The 19873-nt window shown below is 64.9% G+C and carries 16 protein-coding genes; 9 read left to right on the top strand and 7 right to left on the bottom strand.

Annotated elements, in window-relative coordinates; all coding sequences use genetic code 11:
• Positions 1-19 precede the first annotated feature (19 nt).
• The gene (locus tag ACFDR6_RS01605; RefSeq protein WP_212087797.1) at positions 20-886 is read right to left on the bottom strand and encodes an IclR family transcriptional regulator; all 867 of its coding nucleotides are present in this window, start codon (positions 884-886) and stop codon (positions 20-22) included.
• A gap of 131 nt (positions 887-1017) precedes the next feature.
• On the opposite strand from ACFDR6_RS01605, the gene ACFDR6_RS01600 reads away from it, so the two are divergent.
• The 5 genes from ACFDR6_RS01600 to ACFDR6_RS01580 all read left to right on the top strand — a co-directional run bounded on the left by ACFDR6_RS01600 (position 1018) and on the right by ACFDR6_RS01580 (position 8381).
• Positions 1018-3114, top strand: coding sequence for a 3-hydroxyacyl-CoA dehydrogenase NAD-binding domain-containing protein (locus ACFDR6_RS01600; protein WP_375857148.1), 2097 nt, complete (start codon positions 1018-1020; stop codon positions 3112-3114).
• A 145-nt stretch (positions 3115-3259) separates the two neighbouring features.
• Complete coding sequence (gene pimA, locus ACFDR6_RS01595; protein WP_375857147.1) at positions 3260-4918, top strand: dicarboxylate--CoA ligase PimA; 1659 nt, start codon at positions 3260-3262, stop codon at positions 4916-4918.
• 23 nt (positions 4919-4941) lie between these two features.
• Entirely contained in the window at positions 4942-6132 is a 1191-nt protein-coding gene (gene pimC, locus ACFDR6_RS01590) for a pimeloyl-CoA dehydrogenase large subunit (protein ID WP_317241199.1), read from the top strand.
• 184 nt (positions 6133-6316) lie between these two features.
• Positions 6317-7459: a pimeloyl-CoA dehydrogenase small subunit gene (gene pimD / locus ACFDR6_RS01585; protein WP_375857146.1), complete on the top strand. Its 1143-nt coding sequence runs from the start codon at positions 6317-6319 to the stop codon at positions 7457-7459.
• Positions 7460-7607: 148 nt separating this feature from the next.
• Positions 7608-8381, top strand: a complete 774-nt coding sequence (locus ACFDR6_RS01580) for an SDR family NAD(P)-dependent oxidoreductase (protein WP_375857145.1) — start codon at positions 7608-7610, stop codon at positions 8379-8381.
• Here ACFDR6_RS01580 and ACFDR6_RS01575 read toward each other — a convergent pair.
• From ACFDR6_RS01575 to ACFDR6_RS01565, 3 genes are all read right to left on the bottom strand, one after another.
• Complete coding sequence (locus ACFDR6_RS01575) at positions 8347-9252, bottom strand: hypothetical protein (protein ID WP_375857144.1); 906 nt, start codon at positions 9250-9252, stop codon at positions 8347-8349. The two genes, ACFDR6_RS01580 and ACFDR6_RS01575, sit on opposite strands and share 35 nt — an antisense overlap.
• Positions 9253-9351: 99 nt before the next feature.
• Positions 9352-9723: an MBOAT family O-acyltransferase gene (locus ACFDR6_RS01570; RefSeq protein WP_375857143.1), complete on the bottom strand. Its 372-nt coding sequence runs from the start codon at positions 9721-9723 to the stop codon at positions 9352-9354.
• Positions 9723-10634: an MBOAT family O-acyltransferase gene (locus ACFDR6_RS01565; protein ID WP_375857142.1), complete on the bottom strand. Its 912-nt coding sequence runs from the start codon at positions 10632-10634 to the stop codon at positions 9723-9725. Before ACFDR6_RS01565 ends, ACFDR6_RS01570 begins: the two co-directional genes overlap by 1 nt.
• Positions 10635-10912: 278 nt before the next feature.
• Here ACFDR6_RS01565 and glpK point away from each other — a divergent pair, with 278 nt between their 5' ends.
• Positions 10913-12418 carry a glycerol kinase GlpK gene (gene glpK / locus ACFDR6_RS01560; protein WP_375857141.1) on the top strand — a complete coding sequence of 502 codons (1506 nt, stop codon included), beginning with the start codon at positions 10913-10915 and terminating at the stop codon, positions 12416-12418.
• A gap of 178 nt (positions 12419-12596) precedes the next feature.
• Positions 12597-13196 carry a GNAT family N-acetyltransferase gene (locus ACFDR6_RS01555; RefSeq protein WP_375857140.1) on the top strand — a complete coding sequence of 200 codons (600 nt, stop codon included), beginning with the start codon at positions 12597-12599 and terminating at the stop codon, positions 13194-13196.
• Between the two features lie 36 nt (positions 13197-13232).
• On the opposite strand, the gene ACFDR6_RS01550 is transcribed toward ACFDR6_RS01555, so the two are convergent.
• Together ACFDR6_RS01550 and ACFDR6_RS01545 are read right to left on the bottom strand one after the other, a co-directional pair.
• Positions 13233-13652 carry a DUF6636 domain-containing protein gene (locus tag ACFDR6_RS01550; RefSeq protein WP_375857139.1) on the bottom strand — a complete coding sequence of 140 codons (420 nt, stop codon included), beginning with the start codon at positions 13650-13652 and terminating at the stop codon, positions 13233-13235.
• A 12-nt stretch (positions 13653-13664) separates the two neighbouring features.
• Positions 13665-14612: a threonine/serine dehydratase gene (locus tag ACFDR6_RS01545; RefSeq protein ID WP_375857138.1), complete on the bottom strand. Its 948-nt coding sequence runs from the start codon at positions 14610-14612 to the stop codon at positions 13665-13667.
• A 62-nt stretch (positions 14613-14674) separates the two neighbouring features.
• Between ACFDR6_RS01545 and ACFDR6_RS01540 the strand changes: the two genes are divergently transcribed.
• A complete protein-coding gene (locus ACFDR6_RS01540; protein WP_212087815.1) occupies positions 14675-14977 on the top strand; it encodes an ArsR/SmtB family transcription factor in 303 nt (100 codons plus the stop codon).
• A gap of 138 nt (positions 14978-15115) precedes the next feature.
• On the top strand, positions 15116-15745 hold the full coding sequence (locus tag ACFDR6_RS01535) for a glutathione S-transferase family protein (RefSeq protein WP_375857137.1): 630 nt from the start codon (positions 15116-15118) through the stop codon (positions 15743-15745).
• A gap of 276 nt (positions 15746-16021) precedes the next feature.
• Here the strand turns inward: ACFDR6_RS01535 and metH are convergent, their stop codons facing one another.
• A complete protein-coding gene (metH, locus tag ACFDR6_RS01530) occupies positions 16022-19870 on the bottom strand; it encodes a methionine synthase (protein ID WP_375857136.1) in 3849 nt (1282 codons plus the stop codon).
• Between the last annotated feature and the right edge of the window lie 3 nt (positions 19871-19873).

Genomic DNA, 19873 nt, shown 5'->3' with positions numbered 1-19873 from the left:
CTCCCAGTGATGACAAAAGCTATCTGATCCCCTCGGCCACACGCGCAACTTTTCCTCCTGATTTCAGCTTTTTGCCGATGTCTTTTTTGGAATGCGGCATCAGACCCCCGAGCGCCGCTTCGATGTTCCTTACCATCGCTAAGAGACGCGGTCCAATGTCCTTGATCAAACGCTCTTCCGTGAAGCGGAATGCGGGCGCGCCGCAATTGAAGGCGTAAGGACCAGTTCCGTCGTTGAGCTTGAGCGCGACGCCGGCGGCGCCGATGTCGTCGTGCCAGTCGCCGACGGAGATCGCAAAGCCGTATTTCGCCACGGTCTCCCCGGAACGTTCCAGCCCGTCGCGCATCTTGGTCCAGCGGCTGCCGTAATGCTCGCGCAGCAGACGCGAGAGTTCTGCGCGATCGTCGGGGTCGAGCGCCCAGAAATAGGCGCGCCCCATCGCGCTGGTTGCAATCGGCACGCGGGAGCCGACGTCAAGTTGAACACCGACCGTTTCCGTGCCGCGACTCTGCCCGAAATAGATCATGCTGTGACGATCGCGGCCGCCGACGGCGACGGCGCCCCCGGTCGCGCGCATCAGGTCCTCGCGAAACGGTTCGGACAAATGCCGAACGCCGAGATTGGCGAGCGCTGCATAGCCGAGCGACATGGCGGCGGGCGTGAGCTGGTACTTCTCGAAGCGGGGAACCGGCGCCAGATAGCCGAGCTTGGTCAGCGTATAGGTCAGCCGCGACACGGTCGGCTTCGGCAAGTTGGTCCGCGCCGCGATCTCCTGATTGCCGAGAAGGCCGTCATTGGGTTGGAATGCGCGCAATACGTCCAGTCCGCGGGAAAGCGCGACGACGAAGTTCCGATCGGTCGCGGTCTTCTTTCCTGTACGCTTCATCCCTGATCTGCTTCTTGCGCGGAGTCGTTGACAACGTCCGTGCTTCAAAATAACCCTGCCGTCAAGATGCGGAATTAAATTCCGCACCGCGAAATCGACAAAAGTACATAGCCCCACCAAGGAGGGACACCGTGAGCGAAGTGGTCAAGCTTGAGCGTCATGACGAAGTCGGGATCGTCACGGTCAATAGCCCTCCGGTCAATGCGCTGAGTGCCGCAGTCCGCGGGGGGATCCTGGAATGCATCAAGGCCGCGATCGCCGATCCCGCCATCAAGGGCATCGTGCTGACCTGTGCCGGCCGTACCTTCATTGCGGGGGCCGACATCACTGAATTCGGCAAGCCGCCGAAGCCGCCCGCCCTCAACGATGTGCTGTCGGAGATCGAGAACTCACCGAAGCCGGTGGTTGCTGCGATCCATGGCACGGCGCTTGGCGGCGGCCTCGAGGTCGCGCTCGCCTGTCATTTCCGCGTCGCCGTCAAGGAAGCCAAGCTCGGCCTGCCGGAGGTGAAGCTCGGCCTGCTGCCGGGCGCCGGCGGGACCCAGCGCCTGCCGCGCGCGGTCGGTCCCGAGCTCGCGGTCAAGATGATCGTCGGCGGTGATCCCATTGGTGCTGCGGACGCGCTGAAGAACGGCCTGATCGAGGAAATCGTCGAGGGACCGGCATCGGGCGGCGAGGCCTTCGTGCGCAAGCTGCTCGCCGAGAAGCGTCCGCTGCGCCGCCTGCGGGACGACGATTCCAAGATCGCGGCCGCCAAGGCCGATCGTTCGATCTTCACCAATGCGGTTGCTGCGATGACCAAGAAGTCGCGCGGCCTCGAGGCGCCCTTCGCCGCCGCCGACGCGGTGGGCTACGCCATTGACCTGCCGTTCGACGAAGGTCTGAAGAAGGAGCGCGAGGGCTTCCTGAAGCTCGTCGCCAGCGACCAGTCCAAGGCGCAGCGCTATGCCTTCTTCGCCGAGCGCGAAGCCAGCAAGATCGCAGGTGTCCCTGAAGGCACCAAGGCGCGTCCCGTGAACCGCGTCGCCATTCTCGGCGCCGGCACCATGGGCGGCGGCATCGCGATGTCCTTTGCCAATGCTGGCGTTCCCGTCACCCTGATCGAGACCGGTGAGGAGCAGCTCAAGCGCGGCATGGGCATCATGCAGAAGAACTGGGAAGCGACCGCGGCGCGCGGCGGTATCCCGGCTGACGCGCCCGCCAAGCGCATGGCGCTGATCAACGGTGTCGTCGGCATCGAGAATGTCGGCGATGCCGATCTGGTCATCGAAGCGGTGTTCGAGACCATGGCGGTCAAGAAGGAAGTGTTCGGCAAGCTCGACCAATACGTCAAGCCCGGCGCAGTGCTGGCCTCCAACACCTCGTATCTCAACATCGACGAGATCGCGAAGTCGACCAAGCGTCCGCAGGACGTGCTCGGGATGCACTTCTTCTCCCCGGCCAATGTCATGAAGCTGTGCGAGATCGTGCGCGCCGACAAGACCGCGCCGGACGCTCTCGTGACGGCGGTCACCATCGCGCGCAAGATTGCAAAAGTGCCGGCCGTGGTCGGCGTCTGCGACGGTTTCGTCGGCAACCGCATGCTCGCCCAGCGCGGCAAGCAGTCCGAGAAGCTGTTGTTCGAAGGCGCCCTGCCGCAGCAGGTCGATGCCGTGGTGACGAAGTTCGGCATGCCGATGGGACCGTTCGCGATGGGCGACCTCGCCGGCCTCGACATCGGCTGGCGCTCGCGCAAGGACCGCGGCATCAAGTCGGAGATCGCGGATGCGCTGTGCGAAGCCGGCCGCTTCGGCCAGAAGACCGGCAAGGGCTATTACAAGTACGAGGCAGGTTCGCGCTCGGCGCTGCCCGATCCCGAGGTCGAGAAGCTGATCGACGAGACGCTGCTGCGCCTCGGCCGCAAGAAGCGCGTCGTCAGCGACGAGGAGATCCTCGAGCGCATGATGTATCCGATGATCAACGAGGGCGCGAAAATCCTGGAAGAGGGCATCGCCGCGCGCCCCTCCGACATCGACGTGGTCTGGCTCTACGGCTATGGCTGGCCGATCTACCGCGGCGGCCCGATGTTCTGGGCCGACAGCGTCGGCCTCAAGCACATCGCCGATCGCCTGGCCTTCTACGCCAAGGAGACCGACGACCCCAGCCTCGAGCCCGCCCCGCTGCTGAAGAAGCTGGCGGCCGAAGGCAAGACGTTTGCCTCGCTGGCGGCGGCGTCGAAGGCGGCGTGATGGCCGCAGTCTATCCGCACGTCATTCCGGGATGGCCCGAAGGGCCAGGCCCGGAATCCATCTCTCCTCGGAGCGTGCGGCCTGATGGATTCCGGGCTCGCGACTTTGTCGCGCCCCGGAATGACGACGGAATATGATGCAGAAAATGACCCATCCCGGCGAACAATTTTATCCCGATGGCGTGCGTTGGGACGACGCCATCGTCGAGGGCACGCTTCCGGATCTTTTGTCGAACGCAGCTTCCGACTACGGCCCGCGCACCGCGCTCGAATTCCGGGATCGTCCCATCACCTACACCGAGCTCGCAGCTCAGGCCGAGCGGGCCGCCGCGGCGTTCCTGCGCGAAGGCATCGGCAAGAACGCCTCCGTCGCGCTATTCCTCGGCAACACGCCGGATCACCCCGTCAACTTCTTCGGCGCGCTGAAGGCGGGCGCCCGCATAGCGCATCTGTCGCCGCTCGACGGCGAGATCGCGCTGACGCACAAGGTTTCCGATTCAGGATCGCGTCTGCTCGTCACCTCGAACCTTCAGACGCTGCTGCCGACGGCGCTGAAATTCCTGGAGAAGGGCCTGATCGACCGCCTCGTCGTTTGCGAGGACGACGATTGGGGCAAAGTCGGCACGCCGCAGGCGGCGATCCCGAATGATCCCCGCATCATCACCTTCAAGGCTTTTGTGGAGGGCGCGACCGCGCCGGCACGATGGCCGAACGTGACGGCCGACGACGTCGCGCTGCTGCAATATACCGGCGGCACCACCGGCCTGCCCAAGGGCGCGATGCTGACGCACGGCAATCTCACGTCCGCCGTGTCGATCTACGACGTCTGGGGCAAGCCGTCGCGCGCTGCGCGCGGCGACGTGGTCGAGCGCGTGATCTGCGTGCTCCCGCTGTTCCACATCTATGCGCTCACCGTGGTGCTGCTCTCCTCACTCAGCCGCGGCAATCTGATCTCGCTGCATCAGCGTTTCGACGTCGAAGCGGTCATGCGCGACATCGAGGTCAAACGCGCGACGTACTTTCCCGGCGTGCCGACGATGTGGATCGCGATCGCCGCGCTGCCTGATCTCGACAAGCGCGATTTCTCCTCGCTCGCCAGCATCGGCTCCGGCGGCGCGCCGCTGCCGGTGGAGATCGCGAACTTCTTCGAGCGCAAGGTCGGCAAGAAGCTGCGCAGCGGCTGGGGCATGACCGAGACCTGCTCGCCCGGCACCGGCCATCCGCCCACCGGTCCCGACAAGCCGGGCTCGATCGGCCTGATGCTGCCCGGCATCGAGCTCGATGTGGTCGCGCTCGACGATCCCAAGCGCGTGTTGCCACCCGGCGAAGTCGGCGAGATCCGCATCAAGGGCCCCAACGTCACCAAGGGGTATTGGAACAAGCCGGAGGGGTCGGCCGAGGCCTTCGTCGATGGCCGCTTCCTCACCGGCGACATCGGCTATGTCGACACCGATGGCTACTTCTTCCTGGTCGATCGCAAGAAGGACATGATCATCTCCGGCGGCTTCAACGTCTATCCGCAGATGATCGAGCAGGCGATCTACACCATCCCGGGCGTGCACGAGGTGATCGTGCTCGGCATTCCCGACCCCTATCGCGGCGAAGCCGCAAAGGCCTTCATCAAGCTGCGGCCGGACGCAAAACCGTTTTCCCTCGACCAGCTGCGCGCGCAGCTGGCCGGCAAGCTCGGCAAGCATGAATTGCCGGCCGCGGCCGAATTCGTCGACGACCTGCCGCGTACGCCGGTCGGAAAATTGTCGCGCCACGAATTGCGCCAGCGGCAGAAACCAGCACAATCCGCATAGAAGAAAGCTCACAGGAGGATCCGATGGATCTCGCATTCACGAAAGAAGAACAGGCGTTTCGCGAGGAAGTGCGACAGTTCTTCCGCGACAATGTGCCGCCGGATACGCGGCGCAAGATGGTCGAGGGCCGCCACCTCTCGAAGGACGAGATGGTGACGTGGTGGCGCATCCTCAACAAGAAGGGCTGGGGCGTCAGCCACTGGCCGACGCAATATGGCGGCACGGGCTGGACCTCAGTGCAGCATTACATCTTCAACGAGGAGCTGCAGTCCTATCCGGCGCCGCAGCCGCTCGCCTTCGGCGTCAGCATGGTCGGTCCGGTCATCTACACCTTCGGCAACGAGGAGCAGAAGAAGAAGTATTTGCCGCGTATCGCCAATGTCGACGATTGGTGGTGCCAGGGCTTCTCCGAGCCCGGCTCCGGCTCCGACCTCGCCTCGCTCAAGACCAAGGCCGAGCGCAAGGGCGACAAGTGGATCATCAACGGCCAGAAGACCTGGACCACGCTGGCCCAGCACGCCGACATGATCTTCTGTCTGTGCCGCACCGACAACAATGCGAAGAAGCAGATGGGCATCTCCTTCATCGTGTTCTCGATGAAGTCGAAGGGCGTCACCGTGCGCCCGATCCAAACCATCGACGGCGGCGTCGAGGTCAACGAGGTGTTCTTCGACGACGTCGAGGTGCCCTACGAGAACCTGATCGGCGAGGAGAACAAGGGCTGGGATTACGCCAAATTCCTGCTCGGCAATGAGCGCACCGGCATCGCCCGCGTCGGCGTATCCAAGGAGCGCATCCGCCGCATCAGGGATCTCGCCGGCAAGGTCGAGTCAGGCGGCAAGCCGATCATCCAGGATCCCGCCTTCCGCGAAAAGCTCGCCGCCTGCGAGATCGAGCTGAAGGCACTCGAGCTGACGCAGCTTCGCGTCGTCGCCGACGAAGGCAAGCACGGCAAGGGCAAGCCCAATCCGGCCTCCTCGGTGCTGAAGATCAAGGGCTCCGAGATCCAGCAGACCACCACCGAGCTGCTCATGGAAGTGATCGGCCCCTTCGCCGCGCCTTACGATGTACACGGCGACGACGGCTCGAACGAAGCCATGGACTGGACTGCCCAGATCGCGCCGAGCTACTTCAACAACCGCAAGGTCTCGATCTACGGCGGCTCCAACGAGATCCAGCGCAACATCATCGCCAAGGCGGTGCTGGGGCTGTGATCTTCTCCCTCTCCGCGAGGCGGGGAGGGCAATGTTTCCACCGTCATTCCGGGGCGCGACGAAGTCGCGAACCCGGAGTCCATCGGGCCGCACGTTCAAAGGTGAAATGGATTTTCGGGCCTGGCCCTTCGGGCCATCCCGGAATGACGAAGCAAAGTAAGTCCCGGTACGAGGAACCAAGAGAATGGATTTTGATCTGAACGAGGAGCAGCGGCTTCTCAAGGAAAGCATCGACGGCCTGCTGACCGATTCCTACGATTTCGAGCAGCGCAAGAAATACATGAAGGAGAAGGGCGGCTGGAGCAAAACGGTCTGGCTCAAGCTCGCCGAGCATGGCCTGCTCGGCCTGCCCTTCAGCGAAGCCGATGGCGGCTTCGGCGGCGGCGGCGTCGAGACCATGATCGTGATGGAGGCGCTCGGCAAGGCGCTGGTGCTCGAGCCGTATCTGGCGACGGTCGTGATCGGCGGCGGCTTCCTGCGCCATGCCGGCACCGATGCGCAGAAGGCCGCCTACGTGCCCGGGATCATCGACGGCAGCAAGACGCTGGCGTTCGCCCAGCTCGAGAAGAACTCGCGCTACGATCTGTTCGACGTCACCACGACGGCGAAGAAGAAGGGCGACGGCTGGGTCATCGACGGCGAGAAGTTCGTCGTGCTCAACGGCGAGAATGCCGACACGCTGATCGTCACCGCGCGCACCAAGGGCGACCGCCGTGACAAGACCGGCATCGGCGTGTTCCTGGTTCCTGCCAATGCCAAGGGCGTGACCAGGAAGTCCTACCCGACCCAGGACGGCCTGCATGCCGCCGACATCACCTTCACCGGCGTCGAAATCGGCCCGGATGCCGCGATCGGCAATCCCGACGACTCGCTCGCGCTGATCGAGCGCGTGGTCGATGAAGCCCGCATCGCGCTTTGCGCCGAGGCGGTCGGCCTGATGGACGAATCGCTGAAGACCACCGTCGAGTATATCAAGACCCGAAAACAGTTCGGCGTCGCGATCGGCTCGTTCCAGTCGCTGCAGCACCGCGCCTCCGATATGTTCGTGGCGGCCGAGCAGGCGCGATCGATGTCGATGTTCGCGACCATGGCTGGCGATTTCGAGGACGCCGCAGAGCGCAGCAATGCGATCGCTGCGGCCAAGGTGCAGATCGGCAAGTCGCTGAAATTCGTGGGGCAGCAGGCGATCCAGCTCCACGGCGGCATCGGCATGACCATGGAGGCGAAGATCGGCCACTACTTCAAGCGCCTCACCATGATCGAGAACAGCTTCGGCGACACCGACTACCACCAGCGCCGCGTCGCGGATGCGGGCGGGTTGATCTGACAACGACGACTGTCATGCCCCGGCTTGACCGGGGCATCCAGTACTCCGCAGCGGCAGTTGGTCCACGTAACTCCGGCCGCGGAGTACTGGATCGCCCGATCACGTCGGGCGATGACACCGAACAAGCGGACGCAGCGGAGCAACAACAATGAAAAACACCCCGTTCGATCTCACCGGCAAGGTCGCCGTGGTCACCGGCTCCAGCCGCGGCATCGGCCGCTCCTCCGCCGAGCTGCTCGCCAGGCTCGGGGCCAAGGTCGTGGTGTCCTCGCGCAAGGCGGATGCGTGCAAGGACGTTGCCGACGGCATCATCGCGTCCGGCGGAGAGGCCACCGTCATCCCCTGCAACATCGCCCGCAAGGCCGAGGTCGAGGCGCTGATCGCGGGCGCGACCAGGCATTACGGCAAGATCGACATCCTCGTCTGCAACGCCGCCGTCAATCCCTATTATGGCCCGTTGCTCGATATCACCGACGAGGCCTTCGACAAGATCATGGGCTCGAACGTCAAGAGCAACATCTGGCTCTCTGCGCTCGCGATCCCGCAAATGGCCGAGCGCGGCGGCGGCTCCGTGATCATCATTTCTTCCATCGGCGGCTTGCGCGGCTCCACCGTGATCGGCGCTTACGGCATCTCGAAGGCGGCCGATTTCGCGCTGTGCCGTTCCCTCGCCGGCGAATGGGGTCCGAAAGGCGTCCGCGTCAACTGCATCGCGCCTGGCCTGGTCAAGACCGATTTCGCGCGTGCGCTGTGGGAAGACGAAGCCATGCTGAAGCGCCGCACCGCGACCACGCCGCTGCGCCGCATCGGCGAGCCTGATGAAATCGCCGGCGCCGTTGCCTACCTCGCCTCCGACGCCTCGAGCTTCATGACCGGCCAGACGATCGTCATCGACGGCGGTGTGACGACGGCGGCGGTGTAGCTGCCGGTCTTCCGTTACGGGCGTCGCGCTCGGCCAAGGCGCGTTCGATGGCGCGTACGACGATCAGCGCCGAACGTTCGTCGAGGTGCACGCCGTCGTCCCAACGCAGCTCGCGGCGCGGCGGATCGATTTGAAGCCAAAGCGCGCGATCAGGGAAGGCTTCGTCGACGATCTCGTTGGTCATCCGGACCATGCGGGAGCCTTCGACCTCCGGCGCAAAGGGAACGCGGATCAGAAATGCGCGGGTGCCACGCCGCTGCAGCTCGTCGATGAGCTGCCTGATGCGGGCTACACTCGCGCGAGCGACGGCCGGGTCGGCTTCGTCCATCTGCGCCAGCGCACGGTCGAGATAGACCTTGTTGTCGAACGTGCTCGGCGGCTGGCCGAGCAGGCGATCCCACTCGGCGCGTGCCTGGGCGGGATCGGGTTCACCGTGTTTCCACGTTTCATAGCCCGCGACCGCTGTTCGCACCGGGCGCAAGAGCGGCGCTTCCGTGCGCGCGCCGCCGGAAAATCTCTCGATGAGCGCGGTGTCCGGCTCGCGCGTCAGGATATTCGTCTCGATCAGAACGATCTTCGGCGAGTTCGGCCGGTTCGCGACGATCTCGAGACCTGTCACCGGCGAGCCGCCCGCCAACGAAAGATTGCGGACGCGCGGAGGCGAGAAATACCCTTCCTTGAGGCGCCAGGCGATCGAGCTGCCGACCAGCACGATATCAGGCATGGGATCCCGCACATAGCGGTTGAGGCTGACGAGGCTGCCGCCGCGGGTCGTGACCGCCGGCTGCTGCGGTCCAAGCCGAACCGCGCCGTGGCCAGGCCGCAGGCAAGCAACAGCGCAGCGACATCTGCCGCGAATTTGATCGTCCACGAAAGCGTTGATTCCTGCCGCATGTCAGAACTGGAAGTAGATGAACGCGCTGTCGGGTCCCGCTTCGAGATAAGCGAGCGCCGCGAGCGCACCATAGAGTTAGGGCTCCCATCGCCGCAACCGTCCTTCGACGAACGTGCCGATGCCGATGTGCTGGATGATCACCGGCAAGGCGTAGAGCAAAGCGAGATTGGTGAACAACTTTGGCGGATTGGGGACGTCGGTCGCGATGAACATCCCCTTGAGGTAGCCAAGCGCGTGATCGAAATTCGGCAACTTGAAGAAGATCCAGAGCATCGTGACGCAGAAGAACACGATGCCCATCCGGATCACCCGCACCGCGGGGCTTGTATTGCCGAGAAGGTTCAGGAACGGCCGCTCGATGACCAGCAGCAGCCCGTGCGCCATGCCCCACAGCGCGTAGCTCAGGCTCGCGCCATGCCAGAGGCCGCCGAGCGTCATCACGATCATCAGGTTGAGATAGTTCGCAGCCGTCCATGCCGGTTGCCGCCGAGCGGAATGTACAGATAGGTCCTGAGCCAGCTCGACAGCGAGATATGCCAGCGCGTCCAGAATTCGGAGAACGAGGTCGAGATGTAGGGCAGGTTGAAGTTTACGGGCAGCCGATAGCCGAACAGCAGCCCGAGCCCGAGCGCGATCGCGGAGTAGCCGAAGAAGTCGGCATAGATCTGGTAGCTGTAGAGGAACACGAGCAGCCAGCGGTCCTGCGTGCGCAGCGTCTCGTAGAGCGGGAAGTCCATGTAGGCCGTCATCTCGTTCAGATTGTTCGCGACGTACAGCTTGAAGAAATAGCCGACGAGAATCCACTTCGCCGCCTCGACGAAGGCGACGTCACCGATCTGCTTGGGAACGATCTGCGGCATGAACTGGGCGGCGCGCGTGATCGGCCCGGAGACGAGCTGCGGGAAGAAGATGATGTAGAGGAATACGTCGCGCAGGGGCGCGGTGCGTTTCTCGCGGGTCAGGTCGACCAGCAGGCTGATATTGTGGAACGCGAAGAACGAAATGCCGATCGGCAGCGGTAGCCGCAGCAGGAAGTCGATCGGTGCGGCGCCGCTCAGATCGGCCGCGCCGGCGTCGACGAACAGGAATTTGTACTTGAAGAACGCCAGCAGGCCGAGATTGAAGACGATGCCGGCCGGCATCCAGACAGCGCGGTTCTCGAACGCGAGCACCAGGCAGACATGGGTGCCCAGAACCGCGACGAGCAACAGCGGCAGCAACTCCGTTTGCCCCAAGCCGTAGAAGAACACGCTTGCGGCCACCAGCAACTGCACCTGGAAGCGGCGCAGAGGCGGCAGGTAATACGCGCCGAACACGACCGCGACGAAGATGCCGAACTGAAAGGAGGTGAAAGTCATGCCGCCCCGCGTGCCCGCTCCGGCGTGTAGCATTTTTGCGGGAGCGGTCCTAGCCTTGCGCAGGACTACGACTGTGCGACGCGGAGAGACCGTCACCCCACCCCGTCTCACATTTCGCGTTGCTCAATGTGAGCCGACCCTCCCCCTCCAGGGGAGGGTAAGCGAGTCTTGACCTTCCGCCTCCAATCCGCTCCCTTTGGCGCGACACAATGATCCCTCCGGGGGCAACGCCAAGAAACTGCCAACAAAACGCCGACATACGCCAAGGGTAAGCCGCCATGTCTTTCGTTCTCGCCATCGACCAGGGCACCACCTCCTCGCGCGCTATCGTGTTTCGCGGCGACATTTCCATTGCGGCGAAGGCGCAAGCCGAGTTTCCGCAGCATTTCCCGGCTTCGGGCTGGGTCGAGCACGAGCCGGAGGACATCTGGACCTCGACCGTGAACGTGTGCCGCGACGCGATCGCGCAGGCCGGAATCAAGCCTAAGGACATCGCGGCGATCGGCATCACCAACCAGCGCGAGACCACGGTGGTGTGGGATCGCGCCACCGGGCAGGCGGTGCACCGCGCCATCGTCTGGCAGGACCGCCGCACTGCCGACATCTGCGCGAAACTGAAAGCCGACGGCCGCGAGCCGGTGATCTCCAGGAAGACCGGACTGATCATCGATCCCTATTTCTCCGGCACCAAGGTCGCCTGGATCCTGGATCACGTTCCCGGCGCGCGGGCACGGGCCGCGCGCGGCGAGCTGATGTTCGGCACCGTCGACTGCTATCTGCTCTGGCGCCTCACCGGCGGCAAGGTGCACGCCACCGACGCCACCAACGCCTCGCGCACGCTGCTGTTCAACATCCACACGGGCGAGTGGGACGACGAGCTCCTGGAGATCATCGGCGTGCCGCGCTCGATGCTGCCCGAGGTGAAGGATTCCTCCGCGCGCTTCGGCGAGAGCACGCCCGATCTGTTCGGCGGCCCCATCGTCATCTCCGGCATCGCCGGCGACCAGCAGGCCGCGACCATTGGACAAGCCTGCTTCCGCCCGGGCATGATGAAGTCGACCTATGGCACCGGCTGTTTTGCCTTGCTCAACACCGGCACCACGCCTGTGGGGTCGAAGAACAAGCTGCTCACCACCGTCGCCTATCAGCTCGACGGCAAGCGCACCTACGCGCTCGAAGGTTCGATCTTCGTCGCAGGCTCAGCCGTGCAATGGCTGCGCGACGGCCTCGGCATCATCAAGCACGCCGCCGAGACGGGACCTCTCGCCGATCAGTCGGACTCCATGCAGAGCGTTTATCTCGTGCCGGCTTTCGTCGGCATGGGCGCGCCGTACTGGAATCCACGGGTGCGCGGCGCGCTGTTCGGCCTCACCCGCAACACTGGCCCTGCCGAGCTGGCCCATGCCGCGCTGGAAAGCGTCTGCTACCAGACCTTCGATCTCTGGGCCGCGATGCGCGCGGACTGGCCGAGCTCGGAAACCGCCAGCGTCGTGCTCCGCGTCGACGGCGGCATGACCGCGTCCGACTGGACCATGCAGCGCCTCGCCGATCTCCTGGATGCGCCCGTCGACCGCCCCGTGATCCAGGAGACCACGGCCCTCGGCGCCGCCTACCTCGCCGGCCTCCAGGCCGGCGTCTATCCCGAGCCGACCAAGTTCGCCGACAACTGGCGCCTCGAGCACCGCTTCAAGCCGAACATGAGCCAGGCAACGCGCGAACGGAAGCTTGCGGGTTGGGCGCGCGCGGTGAAAGGCGTGCTGGCGAGCGACGAGGGGGAGGGGTAGCGGTACACGCTGTCTCTCCACGTCATTGCGAGGAGTTCTTGCGACGAAGCAATCCAGAGTCCCTCCGCGGAAAGATCCTGGATTGCTTCGCTACGCTCGCAATGACGGAGTGTGAAGCTGCTGTCGCTCCTAGAAACGGCACCGCCCGCCGGCTCAATATCAAGGGTACCAACCAACCATGATCCTCCCCGACGGCTATTCCGACGTCCCCGCCGGCAAGATCGCCGCCGTCGTCACCCATCTGGAGATGACCGCACCTCCCGAGCGCCGCGACGATCCGCCGGGAGCGTGGACTCTGCGCAAGGCCGACGCGCCGCCGCTTCCCTGGTACCGCGACCTCCATCGCCGCGTCGGTGAGGACTGGCTGTGGTTCTCGCGCGCCCGCATGAACGATGCCGAGCTCGCCGCGATCATTCACGCGCCCAATGTCGAGGTCTACGCGCTGGGCGTGGACGGCCGCGATGAGGGCCTGCTCGAGCTGGATTTCCGCGAGCCCGGCCAGTGCGAGCTGGTCTATTTCGGCGTCACCGCACCCTTGATCGGCACCGGCGCCGCCCGCTTCCTGATGAACCGTGCGCTGGAGCGCGCGTGGTCGCGCGAGGTCCGCCGCGTCTGGGTCCACACCTGCACCCTCGATCATCCCTCCGCCGTCGCCTTCTACCAGCGCTCCGGCTTCCGTCCCTTCCGCCGCCAGATCGAGATCGCCGACGACCCGCGCCTCGACGGCACGGCGCCGCGCGACGCGGCGAAGCATGTGCCGATCATTGAGCAGTCGTAGCCCGCATGTCGCCACGCTCATGCGGGCTACGACTTATCAAAACACCTCCTGCTTGTTCCTTGCCAACGAAAACCCCCGCTGCATCGCGTTGAAGCACGTCAGCCCCGTCTGCTCCGACCGGCATGTGAATCCCGCGCGCTGCCACACCTCGCCATAGGCCAGCACCGGCAGCGAGGCATCCATCACGGTGTCGCCGGCGCAGATGCGCCCCGCGGCTCCCTTCGCGCTCATCTCGAAGGCGTGGCCATAATCGAGCTCGCAATCGGCGGGGCGGCGCGCGCGGGTCTCCATGTTCATGATGTCGCAACGGAGCACGCCCTGTCCGTTGTCGGTGAAGAACTGGCAGACGATGTTTTTCGATGGCGTCAGAAAGCCGATCGGACGGTCCTGGGCATGGACGGCGGTGCTGACCGCCGTGAGAAGCGCTACCAGGATTAGCTCGCGCGGGCCGATCATGTCGCCTCCTAACTAGCCGTCGAAATTCACGGCCGTGGTGTTGGCGCCGCAGACCAGCACCGCGACCCGCTCGCCGGGCGAGGGACGATAGCGGCCGGAGAGCACCGCGGCAAACGCGGCCGCGCCGCCGGGCTCGGCCACCAGACGCACGCTGGTCCACAACGCCTCCTGCGCCTGCCGGATTTCCTCGTCGCTGACGAGGACGACGCGGTGCACATGTACGCGCGCGATCGGAAACATCAGCTCGCCGACGCGCCGCGGCGCAAGGCTGTCGGCGGCGATGCCGCCGGCGGGCGCATCGACCGGCGCGCCCGCCGCGAACGCGGCGTGCAGGGTTGGCGATTGCTCCGGCTCGACCGCGATGATGCGTGTCCTGCCGGCGAACCACGCCGCGATGCCGCCGATCAATCCGCCGCCGCCGACCGCGACCAGCAGCGTGTCGGTGCCGGGCGCGTCCTGCTCCAGCTCCAGGCCGACGCTGCCCTGGCCGAGCAGGGTTTCGGCCTGATCGTAGGCGTGGACCGCAAGCGCGCCGGTCTGCGCGACGTGGGACTCGCTCGCAGCCAGCGCATCGGCATAGCGACTTCCGGCAATCACGAGCTTTGCGCCATAACCCCTGATGCGCTCGGCCTTGGCCGGCGAGGTGATATCGGGCACGAAGATCGTGGCGGGAAGGCCGAGCCGCTGCGCCGCATAGGCGACGGCCGCGCCGTGATTGCCGCCGGACGCGGCGACGACACCGGTTTGCGGTACCTGCCGCAGCAACAGATTGGCGAAGGCTCCGCGCGCCTTGAACGATCCGGAATGCTGCAGCATCTCAAGCTTGAGCGTGACGGGCGCTGCCGGCAGGCCGAAATCGGCGAGGTCGACCTGAACAAGGGGCGTGCGTCTGATGTGCGGACGGATGACGGCCTCGGTCGCCGCAATCCGCTCCCGCGTGATGTCAATTGTCGCTGTCATGATGCGTTCAGAATACCCCATTGGCCGGTTGACATCAATTAGGTAATTAGCAAAATGGCTAAATGAAATTTGCCGTTGCCTTGCGCGCGCTCGCCAACGAGCGCCGCCTGCAGATCCTGGACTGGCTGCGTGATCCGCGGAAGCATTTTCGCGAGCAGGCCGATGGCGACCTGGTCGAGGACGGTGTTTGCGGATTGCTGATCGCCGAAAAGCTCGGCGTCAGCGCCCCGACGGTGAGCGAGCACATGCGGGTGCTGACATCAGCCAAGCTGGTGCGTGCCAAGCGGATCAAGCAGTGGACGATGTACAAGCGCAACGAGACGGCCATCGCTGCGATCAAGCGATCGATCCAGGAGGGGCTTTGACCGCGTGGTACGTGACGCTGTCGCCGGCGTCGTTGCAACCGGCGCAACGCACCATTTCCAAGATATCTGTTGCGCCGCACCGAGCTGGTCGTGGAGACTGATCGGCCCTGCCTCGTCCAACCAGGAAGAACGCGAACCATGTTCCTGATCGGCCAATATGATTCCCCCTTCGTCCGCCGCGTCGCGATTGCGCTGCGGCTTTACGGGCTCGCCTTCGAGCACCGGCCGTGGTCGACCTTCGGCGATGCCGACAAGATCGCGCCGTACAATCCGCTGCGCCGGGTGCCGACGCTGGTGCTGGACGACGGCGAGGCGCTGATCGAGAGCACCATCATTCTCGATTATCTCGACGACCTCGTTGGTCCCGAGAAGGCGATGCTGCCGCGCGCCGGCACCGAACGCCGCAGGCATTTGCGCATCTGCGCGCTCGCATCCGGCCTCGGCGACAAGGCAGTCAGCCTGCTCTACGAGCGCGTGCTGCGGAAGGAGCAGCTTGCGCTGTGGGTCGAGCGTTGCCAGGCGCAGATCGGCGACGTCCTGAAAGTGCTGGAGGCCGAGCGCGTCAAGGTGACGACGCCGTACTGGCTGGGGACGCGCATCGGCCATGCCGACGTCGCGGTGGCCTGCGTCGTTCGCTTCACCCGCGAAGCGCATCCGCAGTTGTTCGATGCTTCGCGCTATCCGGCGTTGTCAGCGCATGCCGAGCGCTGCGAGGCCTTGGCTCCGTTCAAGGAGATCGTGCAGCCGCTGGCGCCGCCGAAGGGGTGAGGCCCCCCTCTGTCATTCCGGGGCGCGCGAAGCGCGAGCCCGGAATCCATCGTGCGGCGGATGATGCGGAGAAATGGATTCCGGGCTCGCGCCAAGAGGCGCGCCCCGGAATGACGGCGAGGCGAAAGCCTGAGGCCACGCAGCAGCCGATGATGAAATAGTACAGGTGTTTTGCCCGACGGAGCACCATTTCGGCAACACCGAAATTGTTCAAGCTTTTCAACCCCATCACTACTGTGCATGGGGTTGTTTTCTCAATTTTTGATTTGGAGGCGCCTAACCCGCCCCCGCGCGCTTCTTCTGCCAGACCAGATGCACCGCGCAGGTACAGCCTGGCGGATGCGAGGCGAGATCCTTTGACGTCTCGTCGTTCGCCGGCGTTGCCGCAAAGACTTTGTCGGTCTGTTGCGACGGGATGTAGTTCAGCACCGGCGCGAGCCAACGCTCGGTCTCCGCGACCGTCATGCCCTTGCGCGCGGCGTAATCCTCGACCTGGTCGCGCTCGATCTTGCCGACGCCGAAATAATAGCTCTCAGGCGCAGCGAAATAGAGCCCGGATACGGAGGAGCCCGGCCACATCGCAAAGCTCTCGGTCAGCTTCACGCCGGCCGTGGCCTCCGCATCGAGCAGCTCGAACAGCGTTGCCTTCTCGGTGTGATCGGGCTGGGCGGGATAGCCGGGCGCGGGGCGGATGCCCTGGTACTTTTCGAGGATCAGTTCCTCGGTCGAGAGCGTCTCGTCCGGCGCATAGGCCCAGAACTCGCGGCGCACGCGGGCATGCATGCGCTCGGCGAAGGCTTCGGCCAGGCGATCGGCCAGCGCCTTGCACAGGATCGAGGAGTAATCGTCGTTCGCCATCTTGAAGCGATCGGCCACCGCATCCTCGCCGATGCCGGCGGTGACGACGAAGCCGCCGACATAGTCGGGCACGCCCGCGGGCGCGACGAAATCGGCGAGCGCCGCGTTGAAGCGGCCCTCGCGCTTCTCGAGCTGCTGGCGCAGCGTGTGCAGCGTCGCGACCTTCTTCGTGCGGCTATCGTCCGCATAGAGCGCGATATCGTCGCCTTCGGCATTCGCCGGCCAGAAGCCGATCGTCGCGCGCGCGCGGAACCACTTTTCCTTGACGATGGTGTCGAGCATCTTGTGGGCGTCGTCATAGAGCGAGCGCGCGACCTCGCCGACCTTGGCGTCGTCGAGGATGGCGGGGAAGCGGCCGGCGAGCTCCCAGGTCTGGAAGAACGGCGTCCAGTCGATGTAGGGCACGAGCTCGCCGAGATCGTAATCGTCGAAGCTGCGGATGCCGAGGAAGGTCGGTTTCAGCGGTCTGCTCCTGGCGAAATCGACCGGCACGCGGTTGGCGCGGGCAGCGGCGAGTTTCAGGCGCTTCTTGTCGGCCTGCGCGCGCAGATGTGCATCCGAGATCTTGGCATATTCGGCGCGCACCTCGGCGGCATAGGCCTCGCGCTTCTCCGGCGAGAGCAGCGAGGAGGCGACGCCGACGGCGCGGCTGGCGTCGTTGACGTGCACGACCGGACCGGCGCGATAGCTCGGGTCGATTTTCACCGCGGTATGCACGCGGCTGGTGGTGGCGCCGCCGATCAGCAGCGGCAGCTTGAGGCCTTCGCGCTGCAATTCGCCGGCGAAGAACGCCATCTCGTCGAGCGAGGGCGTAATCAGGCCGGAGAGCCCGACGATGTCGGCCTTCTCCGCCTTCACGGTCTCGACGATCTTGGCCGCTGGCACCATCACGCCGAGGTCGATGACCTCGAAATTGTTGCACTGGAGCACGATGCCGACGATGTTCTTGCCGATGTCGTGGACGTCGCCCTTGACCGTCGCCAGCACGATCTTGCCGGCGGAGGAGGAGCCCTCGGTGCCGATGCCGTTGGCGAGGTTGCGCGCCTTCTCCTCCTCCATGAACGGCATCAGCCACGCGACCGCCTGCTTCATCACGCGCGCGGACTTCACCACCTGCGGCAAGAACATTTTGCCGTCGCCAAAGAGATCGCCGACCACGTTCATGCCGGCCATCAGCGGTCCCTCGATCACGTCGAGCGGGCGCTTCGAAGCTTTGCGAGCCTCCTCAGTGTCAGTTTCGATGAATTCGGTGATGCCGTGCACCAGCGAATGCGACAGCCGCTTCTCCACCGGCCATTCACGCCAGGCGAGATCGGCTTCCTTGCTCTCCGTCTTCTTGCTGCGGAACTTCTCGGCGAGTGCCAGCAGGCGCTCGGAGGCACCGGGATCGCGGTTGAGGACGACGTCCTCGCAGGTCTGGCGCAGCTCGGGGTCGATGTCGTCATAGACGATCATCTGCCCGGCATTGACGATGCCCATGTCCATGCCGGCCTTGATGGCATGATACAGGAACACCGAGTGCATGGCCTCGCGCACCGGCTCGTTGCCGCGGAACGAGAACGACAGGTTGGAGACGCCGCCGGAGATGTGCGCGCCCGGCAGGTTCTGGCGGATCCAGCGCGTCGCCTCGATGAAGTCGACGCCGTAATTGTTGTGCTCCTCGATGCCGGTCGCGATCGCAAAAATGTTGGGATCGAAGATGATGTCCTCGGGCGGGAAGCCGACCTTGTTCACCAGGATGTCGTAGGCGCGCTTGCAGATCTCGGTTTTGCGCGCGAACGTATCGGCCTGGCCGACCTCGTCGAACGCCATGACGACGACGGCCGCGCCGTGGCGGCGGGCAATCTTGGCCTCGTGGATGAACTTCTCCTCGCCTTCCTTCATCGAGATCGAGTTGACGACCGGCTTGCCCTGCACGCATTTCAGGCCGGCCTCGATCACCGAGAATTTCGAGGAATCGACCATGACGGGGACGCGGGCGATGTCGGGCTCGGCGGCAACGAGGTTGAGGAAGGTCACCATCGCGGCTTCGGAATCGAGCAGCCCCTCGTCCATGTTGACGTCGATGATCTGCGCGCCGTTCTCGACCTGGTCGCGCGCGACCTGGAGCGCTGCGGTGTAGTCGCCGGCGGTGATCAGCTTGCGGAAGCGGGCCGAGCCCGTGACGTTGGTGCGCTCGCCGACATTGACGAAAGGAATCGCATCCGTCAGCACGAACGGCTCGAGGCCGGAGAGCCGTAGTCGCGGCGTAATCTCCGGCACGATGCGCGGCTTGTGCGAGGCAACGGCGGCGGCAATCGCCGCGATATGGTCCGGCGTGGTGCCACAGCAGCCGCCTACGAGGTTGACGAGGCCGTCGCGTGCGAACTCGCCGACCAGGCGCGCCATGTATTCGGGCGTCTCGTCATATTGGCCGAATTCGTTGGGCAGGCCGGCATTGGGGTAGGCGCAGACGAGCGTGTCGGCGACGCGGCCGATATCGGCGATATGCGCGCGCAAATCTTCGGCGCCGAGCGCGCAGTTGAAGCCGATGGTGATGGGCTTGGCGTGCCGCACCGAATTCCAGAACGCCTCCGGCATCTGGCCCGAGAGCAGGCGGCCGGACTTGTCGGTGATGGTGCCCGACACCATCACGGGCATGTCGATGCCGCGTTCTTCGGTAATCTCGGCGATCGCATAAAGCGCCGCCTTGGCGTTCAGCGTATCGAAGATGGTTTCGACCAGCAGCAGGTCGACGCCGCCGTCAAGCATGCCGTTGATCTGCTCGCCATAGGACTTGCGCAGATCGTCGAAGGTGACGGCGCGGTAGCCGGGATTGGACACGTCGGGCGAGATCGAGGCGGTGCGGTTGGTCGGGCCGATGGCGCCCGCGACGAAGCGCGGCTTGCCGTCCTCGGCTTCGACGCGCCTTGCGGCATTGCCGGCGAGGCGGGCGCCTTCGCGCGCCATCTCGTAGACGATGTCGGTGAGGTCGTAATCGGCCTGCGCGATCGAGGTCGTGGAGAAGGTGTTGGTGGCGACGATGTCGGCGCCGGCACGCAAATACGCCGCGTGGATGTCCTCGATCGCCTGCGGCTGCGTCAGGATCAGCAGGTCGTTGTTGCCGCGCAGGTCGCGATGGAAGTTCTTGAAGCGCTCGCCGCGGAAGGCGGCCTCGTCGAACTGGAGGTTCTGGATCATCGTGCCCATGGCGCCATCGAGCACGAGAATGCGTTCGCGCGCGGCGTTGAGCAGGGCAGTTCGCTTCGGAGAGGTGGATACTGTCATGGT

It is taken from the genome of Bradyrhizobium tunisiense (genome assembly GCF_042263385.1).
GTDB classification, from domain to species: Bacteria; Pseudomonadota; Alphaproteobacteria; order Rhizobiales; family Xanthobacteraceae; genus Bradyrhizobium; species Bradyrhizobium tunisiense.
This window is presented reverse-complemented; position numbering and strand designations above follow the sequence as displayed.

Bases quoted from the DNA above. Each gene is read 5' to 3' on its own strand.
- ACFDR6_RS01605 (WP_212087797.1), bottom strand. From the start codon at position 886: ATGAAGCGTACAGGAAAGAAGACCGCGACCGATCGGAACTTCGTCGTC.
- pimD (WP_375857146.1), top strand. From the start codon at position 6,317: ATGGATTTTGATCTGAACGAGGAGCAGCGGCTTCTCAAGGAAAGCATC.
- ACFDR6_RS01550 (WP_375857139.1), bottom strand. From the start codon at position 13,652: ATGATCGGCCCGCGCGAGCTAATCCTGGTAGCGCTTCTCACGGCGGTC.
- glpK (WP_375857141.1), top strand. From the start codon at position 10,913: ATGTCTTTCGTTCTCGCCATCGACCAGGGCACCACCTCCTCGCGCGCT.
- ACFDR6_RS01555 (WP_375857140.1), top strand. From the start codon at position 12,597: ATGATCCTCCCCGACGGCTATTCCGACGTCCCCGCCGGCAAGATCGCC.
- ACFDR6_RS01570 (WP_375857143.1), bottom strand. From the start codon at position 9,723: ATGATCGTGATGACGCTCGGCGGCCTCTGGCATGGCGCGAGCCTGAGC.
- ACFDR6_RS01535 (WP_375857137.1), top strand. From the start codon at position 15,116: ATGTTCCTGATCGGCCAATATGATTCCCCCTTCGTCCGCCGCGTCGCG.
- ACFDR6_RS01545 (WP_375857138.1), bottom strand. From the start codon at position 14,612: ATGACAGCGACAATTGACATCACGCGGGAGCGGATTGCGGCGACCGAG.
- ACFDR6_RS01580 (WP_375857145.1), top strand. From the start codon at position 7,608: ATGAAAAACACCCCGTTCGATCTCACCGGCAAGGTCGCCGTGGTCACC.
- ACFDR6_RS01540 (WP_212087815.1), top strand. From the start codon at position 14,675: ATGAAATTTGCCGTTGCCTTGCGCGCGCTCGCCAACGAGCGCCGCCTG.
- pimC (WP_317241199.1), top strand. From the start codon at position 4,942: ATGGATCTCGCATTCACGAAAGAAGAACAGGCGTTTCGCGAGGAAGTG.
- ACFDR6_RS01565 (WP_375857142.1), bottom strand. From the start codon at position 10,634: ATGACTTTCACCTCCTTTCAGTTCGGCATCTTCGTCGCGGTCGTGTTC.
- pimA (WP_375857147.1), top strand. From the start codon at position 3,260: ATGACCCATCCCGGCGAACAATTTTATCCCGATGGCGTGCGTTGGGAC.
- metH (WP_375857136.1), bottom strand. From the start codon at position 19,870: ATGACAGTATCCACCTCTCCGAAGCGAACTGCCCTGCTCAACGCCGCG.